At 63.6% G+C, this 14,045-nt stretch carries 15 protein-coding genes; 10 read left to right on the top strand and 5 right to left on the bottom strand.

Translation table 11 applies throughout. From position 1 onward, the window contains the following. Positions 1–187: 187 nt before the first annotated feature. The 3 genes from THIMADRAFT_RS04885 to pssA form a co-directional block, all read right to left on the bottom strand. Positions 188–1,354, bottom strand: coding sequence for a hypothetical protein (locus THIMADRAFT_RS04885; protein ID WP_007191867.1), 1,167 nt, complete (start codon positions 1,352–1,354; stop codon positions 188–190). Positions 1,355–1,357: 3 nt separating this feature from the next. Beyond that, entirely contained in the window at positions 1,358–1,576 is a 219-nt protein-coding gene (locus THIMADRAFT_RS04880) for a hypothetical protein (RefSeq protein WP_007191866.1), read from the bottom strand. A gap of 242 nt (positions 1,577–1,818) precedes the next feature. After that, entirely contained in the window at positions 1,819–2,571 is a 753-nt protein-coding gene (gene pssA, locus THIMADRAFT_RS04875) for a CDP-diacylglycerol--serine O-phosphatidyltransferase (protein WP_007191865.1), read from the bottom strand. 273 nt (positions 2,572–2,844) lie between these two features. Here pssA and hoxE point away from each other — a divergent pair, with 273 nt between their 5' ends. The 8 genes from hoxE (at position 2,845) to THIMADRAFT_RS04835 (ending at position 9,274) form a co-directional block, all read left to right on the top strand. Next, the gene (gene hoxE / locus THIMADRAFT_RS04870; protein WP_007191864.1) at positions 2,845–3,339 is read left to right on the top strand and encodes a bidirectional hydrogenase complex protein HoxE; all 495 of its coding nucleotides are present in this window, start codon (positions 2,845–2,847) and stop codon (positions 3,337–3,339) included. Then, entirely contained in the window at positions 3,339–4,949 is a 1,611-nt protein-coding gene (nuoF, locus tag THIMADRAFT_RS04865) for an NADH-quinone oxidoreductase subunit NuoF (RefSeq protein WP_007191863.1), read from the top strand. The genes hoxE and nuoF overlap by 1 nt, the downstream gene beginning before the upstream one ends. Positions 4,950–5,058: 109 nt before the next feature. Then, positions 5,059–5,790: a bidirectional hydrogenase complex protein HoxU gene (hoxU, locus tag THIMADRAFT_RS04860; protein WP_007191862.1), complete on the top strand. Its 732-nt coding sequence runs from the start codon at positions 5,059–5,061 to the stop codon at positions 5,788–5,790. Beyond that, entirely contained in the window at positions 5,787–6,329 is a 543-nt protein-coding gene (locus THIMADRAFT_RS04855; RefSeq protein WP_007191861.1) for an NADH-quinone oxidoreductase subunit B family protein, read from the top strand. The genes hoxU and THIMADRAFT_RS04855 overlap by 4 nt, the downstream gene beginning before the upstream one ends. Positions 6,330–6,333: 4 nt before the next feature. Beyond that, positions 6,334–6,678, top strand: a complete 345-nt coding sequence (locus THIMADRAFT_RS04850) for a hypothetical protein (RefSeq protein ID WP_007191860.1) — start codon at positions 6,334–6,336, stop codon at positions 6,676–6,678. Continuing rightward, on the top strand, positions 6,675–8,102 hold the full coding sequence (locus THIMADRAFT_RS04845; protein WP_007191859.1) for a Ni/Fe hydrogenase subunit alpha: 1,428 nt from the start codon (positions 6,675–6,677) through the stop codon (positions 8,100–8,102). The genes THIMADRAFT_RS04850 and THIMADRAFT_RS04845 overlap by 4 nt, the downstream gene beginning before the upstream one ends. After that, positions 8,103–8,648 (top strand): hydrogenase maturation protease, encoded by a 546-nt coding sequence (locus THIMADRAFT_RS04840; RefSeq protein ID WP_007191858.1) that lies wholly within the window; start codon positions 8,103–8,105, stop codon positions 8,646–8,648. A gap of 236 nt (positions 8,649–8,884) precedes the next feature. Next, positions 8,885–9,274 carry a DUF4124 domain-containing protein gene (locus THIMADRAFT_RS04835; protein WP_007191857.1) on the top strand — a complete coding sequence of 130 codons (390 nt, stop codon included), beginning with the start codon at positions 8,885–8,887 and terminating at the stop codon, positions 9,272–9,274. Positions 9,275–9,414: 140 nt separating this feature from the next. Here THIMADRAFT_RS04835 and THIMADRAFT_RS04830 read toward each other — a convergent pair whose 3' ends face one another. Next, positions 9,415–10,107, bottom strand: a complete 693-nt coding sequence (locus tag THIMADRAFT_RS04830) for a rhodanese-like domain-containing protein (RefSeq protein ID WP_040729830.1) — start codon at positions 10,105–10,107, stop codon at positions 9,415–9,417. Positions 10,108–10,217: 110 nt separating this feature from the next. Then, positions 10,218–11,786: a CHAD domain-containing protein gene (locus THIMADRAFT_RS25435; RefSeq protein WP_007191855.1), complete on the bottom strand. Its 1,569-nt coding sequence runs from the start codon at positions 11,784–11,786 to the stop codon at positions 10,218–10,220. Between the two features lie 174 nt (positions 11,787–11,960). On the opposite strand from THIMADRAFT_RS25435, the gene tal reads away from it, so the two are divergent. After that, positions 11,961–12,932: a transaldolase gene (gene tal, locus THIMADRAFT_RS04820; RefSeq protein WP_007191854.1), complete on the top strand. Its 972-nt coding sequence runs from the start codon at positions 11,961–11,963 to the stop codon at positions 12,930–12,932. 296 nt (positions 12,933–13,228) lie between these two features. Beyond that, positions 13,229–14,023 (top strand): 16S rRNA (adenine(1518)-N(6)/adenine(1519)-N(6))-dimethyltransferase RsmA, encoded by a 795-nt coding sequence (rsmA, locus tag THIMADRAFT_RS04815; RefSeq protein ID WP_007191853.1) that lies wholly within the window; start codon positions 13,229–13,231, stop codon positions 14,021–14,023. Positions 14,024–14,045 lie beyond the last annotated feature (22 nt).

Below are 14,045 nucleotides of genomic sequence, written 5' to 3'. Positions count from 1 at the left end.
TCTCCGTACGCGATTGCCGGGATATTGACGAACCGTGAAGATGCGATGAAATCTCGGGGCAGCCCGCCATGCGGACTCGGCCGGGGCGATTCTGCCGGGCGTGCCGACCCGAGCAACGGGTCGACCCGGACAGCACCGGACTGCACTAGACCTCGCGAGGTACTCGACTCCGTGTGCGGGGTAAGACTCAGTCCGCGGGCCAATGCGGGGTGGCGATACCGTCGCCGAGGTCGGCGGCGACGAGTAGACGCCGGATCTCGAGCAGACGCTCGATGAGCGCCGGCTCGCACGCCTCGTAGGCGGCACGGTCCGGAACGCGCTTCACCACGACGCCGAGCAGCTCTGTGATGGCGTTGCCGATCGAGTTCTGACTGATGGTCAGCATCAGGCGGCCGGAGTCGTGCCGAAAGATGAGCTGTTTGAAGGCCGGCTCCCAGCGGATCGAGCTGGCGTAGGCGGGGTCGCCGAGACAGCGCTCGCGAACGCGTTTCGCGGTCTGCATGAAGGCGTTGTCGAAGAGCAGGACCGATTCGATCTGATCCGGGAAGTAGACGTCCGGCAGGATCGCTGCGTTGCGGCTCGACACCTGCGAGAAGAAGGTGCGGTAGAAGTCGAGAAAGCCCCGGAGGATCTCGTCGTACTCCGCCCAAAAGGCGATGTCGCCGAGGGCCGCGACCCCGCCCTGGATCTCCCAGCAGGGCAGACCCTCGGGATAGCCGGTGAGGGCGAGGCGCGACTCATCGGTATGCACCGTTTTCAGGATGCGCAGGTCCAACGCCTCGTCGAAGAAACGGCGGTAGACATCCCGCATGTGCGCCTGAAAGAGGCTGTGCTGGCCCCCGTCGGTCAGGTTGGGATGGCTTGGATCCGCCGACGGAGCCGCGCGCAGCTGCTCCATCGGAAAGACGATGAAGTGGTTGTGCAGCATGCGGATACTCGGCACGCCCGGCGAGGTCATCGGCCAGGTCGCATCCAGACTTGCCTCGCCGGCCATCACCAGCGCCTCGCCCGGATCCGGATAGCGTCGGAGCATCTCCTCGATGATGATCCGATTCATCCGGTTCCAGACACGCTTCACCGAGGGCGAGACCTGGGTCCTGCGAACCGGACGGCCGAGCGGGTTGAGGATGCGCTTGGAGGTGTCGTAGATGATCGAGCAATCCAGCTCGGTGGAATGCCCCAGCGCCTTGCGGTAAAGCAGAAGATCCTCTTGGTTGCGCAGCAGACCGTTGTTCTGCACCAGATCCCGAAGGTTTTCGGCACTGTTGAAGAACTCGTTCGGCGTCAGGCCCGCCGGAACATCCAACGGGATGGGACGAAAAGGTGTGACGATCTCGCGCGGACCCGATGACATCGCTCAACCTTGCTCGTGGTCTGGTGCGTGACGCTCGCGGAGTCGGTCGGCGTAGTCCAGACGCAAGGTGCAGCGCTCCCAATCGCCGGCGACGCATTCCGCCCGCCGACAATCGAACTCGCAGCACGAGACCTCGTCCGGTACGCGCGGAGCCAGCCGTTTCGACAACGACGACCCGAGCCGGCGCAGCAGACCCGGCTTCTTGTTGGATGTCTTGTTCATTATCGACCCTCCGGAGATCGATCGGGTGTTGCCCGTCACAGCACCCCCGAGGGCGCGGACGGCAAACCGGGTCCATCCATTCAGGGTCGGTCCGTCATATCGATACCGAGAACAGGTTTGATCTCTGCACGGTCTGTATCGTAGCAGTTTCCCGACTTCAGAAAAAAGATATGGCCGAGATTCATCGGCTTGATACCGACCCGGGCGCGTCGGCAATCCACGTCGAGCGGCTCCGACCGGACTCAACGCCTCTCGCGTCGATGGCGCGACCGACTCTTGCGCACTCGCAGCAGGGTCCACGCCGGCCCGGAAACCGCATAGGTCGTCGCCATCAGAAAGAGCATCAGCGGCGGGTTGATGAAGATCACGGCAAACCCGAGCATCATGGCGACGGCCAAGAGAAAGGGAACGCGGCCCTGAAAGTTGAGCTGCTTGAAGCTGAGGTAGCGGAAGTTGCTCACCATCAGCAAACCCGCGCCCGCGGTCAGGAAGGCCGCAATCCAGGCCACGTCGGCCCCGGCGATCCCCGTGTCCGCGCCGATCCAGACCCCGCTCGCAATGATGGCCGCGGCCGCCGGACTGGCGAGCCCCTGGAAATAACGCTTGTCGGCGATTCTCACCTGCGTGTTGAAACGCGCCAGGCGCAAGGCCGCGGCGGCGGTGAAGACGAAGGCGGCAAGCCAGCCGACCTTGCCGAGCCCGCCCAGGGCCCAGTGATAGGCGACCAACGCCGGGGCGACCCCGAAGGCGACCATGTCCGAGAGGCTGTCGTACTCGGCACCGAAATCGCTTTGGGTTTGAGTGATTCGGGCCACGCGCCCGTCGATCCCGTCGAGCGCCTGGGCCGCAAAGATCGCCAGCGCAGCCGCCTCGAAACGATCCTGCGTGGCCGCGAGAACCGCGTAGAATCCAGCAAAGAGTGCGGCGGTCGTGAAGAGGTTGGGCAGCAGATAGATTCCGCGTGGTCGCTTTCGGGTGGCTGGCGCATTGTCCATGGATCGATCTCGTTGGCGGCCGTCTGGTCGGGTCGGGAGTATATACCGAGCGCCCGAGGGTTTTCCGCCGCATTGCACGCCCCACGCGCTCGGCGGGCCCGCACGCCGGGCGGCACCGAAAGGAAGCGCGGAGACACCGAACGCACCGAAAGTGCGCGAAAAGAAGACCATCGTCCGGCTATCCATTTGTCATAGACTTGTGGCATGGTTCTGTGACATCGGCGTCGACGACTGGATCGCTCGGCAACCATGACCCATTGAAACGGAGGGGAGATGAGTCTGCAGCAAGCCAAGCCGCCACTGCCCAGTGACGACAAGCGTTGGAAGCTCGTCAACGCGACCATGCGCCGCAACGGCTATGCCGGCCATGCCCTGATCGAGACCCTGCACAGCGTGCAGGACGCCTTCGGCTTTCTCGACGAAGGGTCGCTGCGGTTTGTCGCAGCGTCCCTCGACCTGCCGCTGAGCAAGGTCTACGGCGTCGCGACCTTCTATCACCTCTTCGCACTGAAGCCGAAAGGCCGTCACGCCTGCGTCGTCTGCACGGGAACAGCCTGCTACATCAAAGGGGCCGGGGGTCTCGTCGAGCGCCTGCAAGAGCGCTACGACATCAATCCCGGCGAAACGACCGAGGACGACCGCCTGTCGTTGTTGACGGCACGCTGCGTCGGCGCCTGCGGTCTAGCCCCGGCGATCGTGATCGACGGCGATGTGCTCGGAAAGCTCGACAGCGAATCACTCATTGCCAAGCTCGAGGAGCTGACCTGATGAACCTCGACGATCTGGCCGATCTGGCCGAGAAATACCGAGAAGCCGAAGCCGGCGTCGATCGCGAGGTGCGTGTGTGTCTCGCGGCCAGCTGTCAGTCATCCGGTGCCGTCCCCGTCTTCGATGCACTGGTCGCCGAGCTCGGCGACGCCAAGCCCTCGTGCAAGGTCAAAGGGGTCGGGTGTATGGGCCTCTGCTCGGCCGGGCCGCTGGTCGCCGTCGCCGATCGCGAGGCGGACCTTCAAGGTTCCGTGCTCTACCGCGACGTGACCGCGGATGACGCCCGGGAGATCATCGCGAGCGTCGACGGCCCGCCCGTGGAACGTCTCCGGTGTCCGACCGATCAGCCCTTCTTCGCGCGTCAGCAGAAGATCGTGCTGGAGAATGCCGGCATCATCGACCCCGACAGCTTCAAGGGATATGTCGCCGTCGGCGGATACGCGGCACTGATCCGGGCCTTGAGCGAGATGACCCCGGCCGATGTCTTGCGCGAAGTCACCGACAGCGGCCTGCGCGGACGCGGCGGCGGCGGCTATCCGACCGGACTGAAATGGTCGACCGTCGCCAAGATGCCCGCGACTCAGAAATACGTCATCTGCAACGCGGACGAAGGTGACCCGGGCGCCTTCATGGACCGGGCGATCCTGGAGTCGGACCCGCATCGCGTGATCGAGGGCATGGCCATCGCCGCCTACGCGATCGGGGCCAACAAGGCCTATGTCTACGTCCGCGCCGAGTATCCACTCGCGGTCGAGCGACTCCAGACCGCGATTCGCAAGGCCAAGCGCTCGGGGCTCTTGGGCAACAAGATCGGCGATACCCAGTTCAACCTGGAGGTCGAGATCCGGCTCGGCGCAGGGGCCTTCGTGTGCGGCGAAGAGACCGCGCTCATGGCCTCCATCGAAGGACTGCGCGGTCAACCCCGCCCGCGTCCGCCCTATCCCGCCGAGTCCGGGCTTTGGGGTCATCCCACGCTCATCAACAACGTCGAGACCTTCGCCAACATCGCCCCGATCGTGCGCGAGGGAGGCGAGTGGTTCGCCTCGATCGGCACCGAGCGATCGAAAGGGACCAAGGTGTTCGCGCTGGCCGGAACCATCACGAACACCGGCCTCATCGAGGTCCCGATGGGCACCTCGCTGCGCGACATCATCGAGGTCATCGGCGGCGGGATCCCGGGCGGCAAGGCCTTCAAGGCCGTGCAGACCGGCGGTCCTTCGGGGGGTTGTATCCCGGCGCAGCACCTCGACATCGCCGTGGACTACGACAGCCTCAAGACGCTCGGGACCATGATGGGCTCGGGCGGCATGATCGTCATGGACGAGACCTCGAGCATGGTCGACGTCGCACGCTATTTCATGGAATTCTGCATGACCGAGTCGTGCGGGAAGTGCATCCCGTGTCGCACCGGCACGCAACAGATGCACAGCATCCTCGACCGGCTTGCCAAGTCGCAAGCCACACGGGCTGAGCTGGCCCTTTTGGAAGAGCTCTGCGAGGTGGTGCAGGCCACCAGCCTCTGCGGACTGGGCCAGACCGCGCCCAATCCGGTGCTGAGCACCATGCGCTATTTCCGCGACGAGTATGAAGCGAAGCTCGGCGACACCTAAACCGCGCCAGCTCCGCCAGTTGTCGGAGCTGGCGCGGCCAAGCCAATCCAACTGAGAACGCATACCGCACCGGCCGCGGTTTAGCACGAACGAGGTTGACGGAGCCGATATGCCCCTACCCGCCAAGCAACCGAATGTCCGCGTCGTCACGCTCAACATCGACGGCCGGGATCTCTCCGCCCGCGAGGACGAGACGATCATCGAGGTCTGTCGCGAGAATCAGATCCCGATCCCGAGTCTCTGTTATCTCGAAGGCCTCTCGGTGTGGGGTGCCTGCCGGCTCTGTCTCGTGGAGCTGGCCGGTCAGGGGCGCCTGTTGGCCGCCTGCTCCACGCGCGTCGCCGAAGGGATGCAGATCCAGACGAATACGGAGAGGCTCCAGCGCTATCGCCGCACCATCGTCGAGCTGCTCTTCGCCGAGCGCAACCATGTCTGCTCGGTCTGTGTCTCCAACGGACACTGCGAGCTGCAGCACATGGCTCAGAAGTGCGGTGTCGACCATGTCCGGGTGCCATATCGTCAGGCGAGCTACCCGGTCGACAGCTCGCACGAGATGTTTCGGCTCGATCACGACCGCTGCATCCTCTGCACCCGGTGCGTACGTGTCTGCGACGAGATCGAGGGTGCTCACACCTGGGACGTCATGGGCCGCGGGAGCGATTGCCGCGTCATTACGGACATGGCGCAGCCTTGGGGCGAGAGCGACACCTGTACCAGCTGCGGCAAATGCGTGCAGGTCTGCCCGACCGGCGCACTGGTCAAACAGGGCACTTCCGTCGGCGAAATGGTCAAAGATCAACACTTCCTGCCGATTCTTGCCCGCCGGAGACACCCCCAATGAGCGCAACGTCCAAGATCACGGTCGCGACCACTTGGCTGGACGGCTGCTCGGGCTGTCACATGTCCTTCCTGGATATGGACGAGCGCCTGATCGAGCTGGTTCAGCAGGTCGACATTGTCTACAGCCCCTTGGTCGACACCAAGACCCTGCCCGAGCAGGTCGATGTGGGCATCCTGGAAGGCTCGATCAGCTCGGAAGACGACCTGGAGAAGGCGCGGGACTTTCGCAAACACTGCAAGATCCTGGTCAGCCTGGGCGATTGCGCCGTCAACGGAAACGTCCCGGCGATGCGCAACCACTTCAAGCTCGCCGATGTCGTGGATCGCGCCTACCGCGACACCGTCACGGTCCAACCGCAAACCCCGACCCAAGGGGTTCCGGCCTTGCTCTCGGTCGTCAAACCCATCCACGGCGTGGTGGGGGTCGATGTCTTCGTACCCGGGTGCCCGCCGAGCGCCGACGCCATCTGGTACGTGTTGAGAGAGCTGATCGCGGGGCGCGTGCCGGATCCCAGCGCCGTGACGCGTTTCGGGGCCTGACGCCATGGCGAACCCGACTGCCGGGAGCCAAACGCCGCAGGATGCGGACACGGGCGTGATCGTCGCGCTCCTCGAACGTCTGCGCACGCAACGCCTGCCGCGTCTGCTCGACATCAAGGCCAAGGTCGACGGCGGTGCGCGACTCGACAGCTTCGATATCGAGTTCCTCACCGAGGTCTTCTCCGATGCCAGGGACAAGCAGTTCAAATGGGCACAGCATCCGGAGCTCGACGACATCATCGCCCGGATGACCCATCTCTATCACGAGATTACCGAGCGCGCCTTGAGCAACGAAGGCGACGACCCGGACGCCATCCCGAATCCCAACCCGCAGGGGCCGCATCCATGAGCCGCACCGTCACCATCGAACCCGTTACCCGCATCGAGGGCCATGCCCGCATTACCCTGCAGCTCGGGGACGCGGGAGAGGTCGAAGACGCCAAGTTTCATCTGACTCAGTTTCGCGGCTTCGAGAAGTTTTGCGAGGGCCGGCCCTATCGCGAGATGCCCGCACTGACCGCGCGAACCTGCGGGATCTGTCCGGTCAGTCATGTCCTGGCATCCAACAAGGCGTGCGATCACCTGCTCTCGGTGAGCATCCCGCCGACCGGCGAGAAGCTGCGCCGCATCATCAACCTCGCGCAGCTCACGCAGTCGCACGCCTTGTCGTTTTTTCATCTCTCCTCGCCGGATCTCTTGCTCGGCTGGGACTCCGATCCCGTCTCGCGCAACATCTTCGGCGTCATGCGCCAAGACCCGGCACTAGCCAAAGACGGCATCCGCCTGCGCCAGATCGGCCAGACCATCATCGAGACCCTGGGCGGAAAAAAGATCCACCCGACCTGGGTCGTCCCGGGAGGGGTCAGCGAGCCGTTGACGCAGGAGAAGCGCGACGCAATGCTCAAGCTGATGCCCGAGGGGCTGGAGATCGCCAAGCGCACCTACGCCTTCTTCAAGACGCTCGTGCCCAAGTTCAAGGACGAGGCGAACCACTTCGGCAGTCAACCGACCATGTTTCTGAGCTTGGTCAGCCCCAAGGGTCACTTGGAGCATTACGACGGCTTCCTGCGACTCAAGGATGCCCAAGGCCGCATCCTCGAGGACATGGTGCCGCCGCACGAGTACGAGCGTCTGATCGGCGAGGCCGTCGAGGACTTCAGCTACATGAAGTTCCCCTACTACAAACCGCATGGCTATCCCAATGGCATCTATCGGGTCGGACCCCTTGCACGGCTGAACAACGTCGATGCCTGCGGAACACCCTATGCCGACGTGGCGCTCGCCGAATTCCACATGCTTCAGGAATCCGGCCCGATCGCGAGCAGCTTCCACTATCACTATGCCCGGCTGGTGGAAATCATCTATGCCCTCGAGATGATGGACCGCCTGCTCAAGGATCCGACCATCCTCGATGCGCGGGTGCGCGCCCGCGCGCGCAGCAACCGCTACGAAGGGATCGGGGTCGCCGAGGCGCCGCGCGGGATCTTGATGCATCACTACCGCATCGACGACGAGGGCCTCGTCACCTGGGTCAACCTCATCATCGCGACCGGGCACAACAACCTCGCGATGAACCAGAGCATCCGTCAGGTCGCCGACGCCTATGTCGACGGCAACAATCTTCAGGAGGGGATGCTCAATCGCGTCGAAGCGGTTATCCGCTGCTTCGACCCTTGCCTGTCCTGCGCCTCGCACGCCTTCGGCGAGATGCCGCTCGCCATCGAGCTCAAGGATGCGTCGGGCCGCGTCGTCGACACGCTCAGGCGCGGCTGAATGGATCAGGCACGCTTGGAGGACCTGAAGGTCTTGATCATCGGCTACGGCAGCCCGATCCGCGGAGACGATGCGATCGGGCCATTGGTCGCGGATCGATTGCAGGCCGAGGGCGTGCCGGCGGGCGTGGAGGTGGTCTCGCGCCACATCCTCACCGCCGAGCTGGTCGCCGATTTGGTGGAGCACGACCGAGTCATCTTTCTCGATGCCGCGGTCGACGGCACACCGGGCGAGGTCCGCTGCCGATCGCTCGGCCCCGACGCCAGCGCCATGTCGACCATGGCGCATTTTCTCGACCCGCGCGAGCTTCTCGCCTGGTGCGAGACGCTCTACGACAAGGTCCCCGAGACCTTCCTAGTCTCGGCGTGCGGGAGCGCGTTCGACTATTCCAACTACGTGCTGACGCCGACCGCCGAAGCCGCGATCGAGCCCATGCTGGATTGGGTGCGGCGGCTGATCGACCCGAGCACCCCCATCCCGACGGGTCTGCTGCAAAGCGCATCGTCGCGCGAGACAGACACGCCGGTTCCGCTTCAGACCCCGTAATTCGGCGTCGCCCTGTCTCGTCGGGGACGTCGATGGGCAGCCCGCCCGCAGTACCCGCTCACCTCGAGTCCAAGACCGACTCCTTCCGCCCCATCAACCGATATTGCATAACGTGTACGTTTCAGGCGAAACTGCGGACCCAATCGTCCGGAGATGGCGCGTAAGCCTGCTCGGGTCAGCGACACGTCCTCGCACCGGGCACGCGCATCGATCAAAAAGACCGACGGAGATGGGAGATGAGAGCAGCAATCATCGTCGGTTTATTGCTGGTCTACAGAACGGGGCAGCCCGCCGAGATCTACCGATGCACGGATCAGGAGGGCGCGGTGACCTTCTCGCAGACGCGCTGTGCACTCGATGCAAGGCGGATCGACCTGCCCGATCGCCCCTGGAGCGATCGCGAGACCTCTCCCGAGACCCGCAGTACGCCTGCGGCCATACCCGAGACCGCGCGGATCGGCAGGAACCGAGCGGAGGCCGAACGCACGAATCTGCGCGAAGAGCGCGCGAGACGCGAGCGGATGCGCATAATGGCCATCGAAGCCGACCGCTGGGGACGCAACGCATTGCGAAACCGGATCACGGACGAGGAGACCTTTCGCGGCAGCACGCAACAGCGTCGCTGAGGACGCATCGGCTGCGCCGGTTCCGACAACCTGCCGGAACCGGCGCGCTTTAAGAGATCAAAAATCATCAAATTCCAGACCGCGTCTCCGCAAAGGTCGGAAAAATCCTCAAGCCCGACACACAATGAAAACGACGCATATCACTCTGGATGCGGTTTAGGTTTAACGGTCGTGAAACCGAGCTGTTCCCACACCTGCATCCCGCCGCGATACCACTTGATCCGATCCGCCGGATAGCCCAGCGCCAGTAGAGCCCGGATATTGGTCGGGGACTGCCCGCACCAAGGTCCGTTGCAGTAAAAGACCAAGGTCTTGGCAGCACTGAAATTCCAGAGCGCGTTCAGACGAATCGCACCCAGCTCGAACTCCAACAGCTCGGCGATCGCATCGGGCTGCGCATGCGCCGGATCCAGTCGCGTGTAAGGGAGGTGGATCGCACCCGGAATCATCCCCTGCGACACCCAAGGCTCGGTGCGCGAATCGATCACCAGGATCGGCTCGCCCTTGGCTGCGCGCTCGAGGTACGCGATCAGCTCGAGCTCCCCGATGGTTTCCACGCCGGGCGCCAACTGCATCGGCTGGATGCAGTAGGGAGGACAGTCGCGGGCGGTCTGGTCGTAGGGCGCGACGATGGTGTGTTCGGGCTCCTGATGACGCATCAAGATAACCGGTTTTCCCGCGTGCTCGACCTCGACATAGGGCAGGGTTTCGGTGATCTTGACCCGAAGATCGTCCAGATCGAAGAGCCCCTCCTCCGGATCCGCCGCTCCGGCGCCTGTCGCAACAGCGGCGAGCGAAACGAGCGACGCCTGCAGACATGAGGACACAGCCATTCTCATCGACACCGTTCTTCACCTCCTCCGAACCGCATCCGCGGCAAGTGTTGTTGGTCGACGCCGAGCGGCATCCGCACCCCGGCGGCGCGTCTCGCGGCTAGCGCGGCTCAGCCGCTCTCGAACAGGGCACGGAACAACGCCTGATGCTCATCGTGTCGATACCGGTCGAAGACCTCGGCAAAGGCCTCGCGGGCCTGCGCCTGACGCTCCAAGAGCTGTCCGACGAGTGCGCCCATCGCCAGCAGTGTTTCGGTATCGGCACTGCCCTCGCAATGCATCTGTTTGGCCCAGTCGAGCAGGTGCTCGGCCTGTACAGCCAAGTCCTGAACCAGACCGAGATGATCGAGCAGCACTTTCAGCAACTTGATCAGTTTGGCAATCTTGGCGCGCGGGTAGAGACTCTGAAACAGCTCCATGAGGTATCGGAGCTTCTTGCAGCTCTTGCGCAGCTCATGCAGGTCGGTGGCGGGCGAGTCCGGCCGGATCGCGCTGCCTTCGCGACGAACCCGCTTTTCCATGCGCCGAATACGCTCGTCCGCAACGGACTTGATGGAACGCGCGGCGTTGGGCTCGGACGGATGCTCGAGGACGGGCAGGTCAAGAAAGGCCTGCCACTCGCGCGTCAACGCATCGAAGGCGGGGGAGCTCAAGGCGCCGGCAACGCGCCCTTGCTCCTCGGCCTGGCGTTGGAGCAAGAACGCATGAACCGGATCCAGGCGGGCCCTGAGGCGACACGGCAGAGCCTGCCTGTAGCGATCGAACTCCAGCAGATAGACGTCCAGATCGCGCAGGGGCCCGGTGACCTGCTGCAGCCAGGCAAATCTGACCTTGAAGTCTTCGACACGCTCGGACGGCAGCACACCCTTGACTTGCCCGATGGCCGAACGGGTGCGCCTGGTCGCAACGCGCAGATCGTGCAGAAACTCCGTATCCAGATGCCTCCGAGCGCCTTCCAGATTCGCAAGCAGGGTCTGATGCAAACTGCGCAGCAGCGTTTTGAGCGCCTCGTCGGCGCGTTGTTCCGAATCCAGCCGATTGTCGATCTTGGAGGAGTAATCGCCGGGGCGACGACCACAAACGGCAAGTGCCTCGGTCAGAAGCGGTTTGCGCGCCGACGTCGGCGCCGGCGCGAGATGCTCGAGCAGGAGAGCCTCCACCTCCCGACACACCCCTTCGTGATAGGGCTCGGCAACGAGACGGATGCGGATCCCGAGAGGACCGCATGGCTCCTCCTCGGGTGTCCGTGCACTCTGCGCATGGATCTCGACCCGCAACAACGACTCCTCCTCGTCGTTGACGAGCCGAAATGCCGTGACGTGACTCTCCACCACGACGACCGGCAGCAGACGCCGGATGCCGCAGATCTCGAGGACACACTCCCGCACGGGCCCGAGCGGCAAATCGAACGCGAACCCAGGCTCGCCCGCCAGCGTCTGGGACACAGGCGGGGCACGACCATCGAGACTGCTTCGGACCAAGCGCCGAGTCGATCTGCGCGTGCGACACTCCAAGGCCCCGCCGTCGTGGAATATCGCCCAATCGAAGGTGTCGTAAAACACGCGAGTCACCGTTTCCGCCGGCGCGAGAACCGTGCGGTAGCGCCCCTGCAGCAGATCGGCGACTCGCTCCGTCGACGTGCCGTGCGGGATCTGTAGTTCCGTCGTCGAATCGCTCATGGGATGTCCGGGACGTCCTGCGTCCGTTGAACCGATGCATGCGGGAGTATGAACGACTCGAGCGCACGGGGCACTTATCGAATCCCGCCGTACCGATTCGAAATCGTCATCGGATTCCGTTAAGGTCAACCTATCGACGCCGATGCGTCTCAACCCTCGAGAAGGTCCGGAACCATGAGCAAGCTCGATCTACTCAAGAGCATGACCACGGTCGTCGCCGACACCGGCGACTTCGATTCCATCGCCGAGTACCAGCCCCGGGATGCCACCACCAACCCGTCCCTGATCTTCAAAGCGGCCCAGATGCCTCAGTATCGCGAGCTGGTGGAGGACGCTGTCCTCTTCGGGACGCGTGAAGGCGGAAGCGACACGATGGACCAAGCCAGGGCAACCATGGACAAGCTCGCCGTGAACTTCGGCACGGAGATCCTGAAGATTGTTCCCGGAAGGGTCTCGACCGAGATCGATGCGCGTCTTTCATTCGACACCGAGGCCACACTCAAACGCGCCGCGGCGCTGGTGGAGCTCTACCAAAACGCGGGCATCGATCCGAGCACCCGGGTGCTTTTCAAGATCGCCTCGACCTGGGAAGGGATCCGGGCGGCAGAGATCCTGCAGCGCCAAGGGCTGCACTGCAATTTGACCCTCCTGTTCAGCTTTGCCCAGGCCGTCGCCTGCGCCGACGCGGGTGTTACGCTCATCTCGCCGTTCGTGGGACGCATCCTCGACTGGTACAAAAACACCGACAACGTCCCCGGCTATCCGGCCGACGAGGACCCGGGCGTGCAGTCCGTCACCCGGATCTACAACTATTACAAACGCCACGGCTACGAAACGGTCGTGATGGGCGCGAGCTTCCGCAACCTCGACGAGATCCTGGAACTGGCCGGCTGCGACTACCTGACCATCTCGCCCGCCCTGCTCGGCGAGCTTGCTTCGACCGAAGGCGATGTCCCGAGAAAATTGGACCCCGAACACGCGCTCGGCATGGAGATGGCGAAGGTCACCTTCGACGAGCCCGGCTTCCGTTGGGAGCTCAACGAAGACGCCATGGCCTCCGAAAAGCTCGCCGAGGGTATCCGCCTCTTCGCCGCCGATACGCGTAAACTCGAGCAGTTCGCCCATGAGGTCTGCCACAATTGCTAAACCGCGTCCGGCACAACCTATTCAGTGCTCACTTGAGCTTAACCGCCGATGAATCCACGAACGTCGGCGTAGACGCGGTTTAGGATGATAAGACAGGGAGTATGCTGAACAGGCCCATAGCGAAGCCTCTTGGCGTGTTCGAAATCGCCGTCGAATCGACAACATGGAAATAGACCGCGAATGCATATCAACGTCTTAAAAATTAAATACTTAAACTGCGTTGACTCCGACGGCCGTGGATTGATCGGAGGCCGAATCGAGGTGCAACCAATCCATATCGTGCCGGACGCAGTTTAATGGAGCACCGCGCACGCAAACGTTTCGGCCAGAATTTCCTGCACGACCGCCAGGTGATCGACCGTATCCACGGAGCGATCGCCGCCACACCCGGCGAACGCGTCGTCGAGATCGGTCCAGGACAGGGAGCCATCACCGAAGGACTGCTGACCGCGGTCGGCTCGCTCGATGTCGTCGAGCTGGATCGCGACCTGGTCGGGCCGCTGCGCGATCGGCTGGGCGCGCTCGGCGCGTTGCGGATCCACCAGGCCGATGCCTTGAGTTTCGACCTCTGCGCCCTCCCGGACGAGGGCGAGCGCTTGCGTCTCGTCGGAAATCTGCCCTACAACATTTCCACCCCTCTGTTGTTCCGCTTTCTGGAGCAGGCCGACTGCATCGAGGATATGCACCTGATGCTTCAGAAGGAGGTCGTGGAGCGCATCGTCGCCGAGCCCGGCGACAAGACCTACGGACGTCTCTCGGTGATGGTTCAGACCCTGTGCTCGGCGGACTGTCTCTTTCGGATCGGTGCGGGCGCCTTCACCCCGGCCCCGAAGGTCGAGTCGGCCTTCCTACGACTCAAGCCCCATCGACCGCTCCCCTATCCGATCGAGGACCCTGCGCTGCACGCCCGTATCGTCGCCGCGGCCTTCGGGCAGCGCCGCAAGACCTTGCGCAACAGTCTCTCCAAGCTGATCGACGCGGACCTGCTGATCGAGACCAGGATCGATCCGACGCTGAGGGCCGAAAACCTCGATGTCGCGAGCTATGCGCGCCTGGCAAACGCCGCTTGCAAATCGCTGCCGATACCCTGAAATTGGCCGATCCGACGAGGGG

It is taken from the genome of Thiocapsa marina 5811 (genome assembly GCF_000223985.1).
GTDB classification, from domain to species: Bacteria; Pseudomonadota; Gammaproteobacteria; order Chromatiales; family Chromatiaceae; genus Thiocapsa; species Thiocapsa marina.
This window is presented reverse-complemented; position numbering and strand designations above follow the sequence as displayed.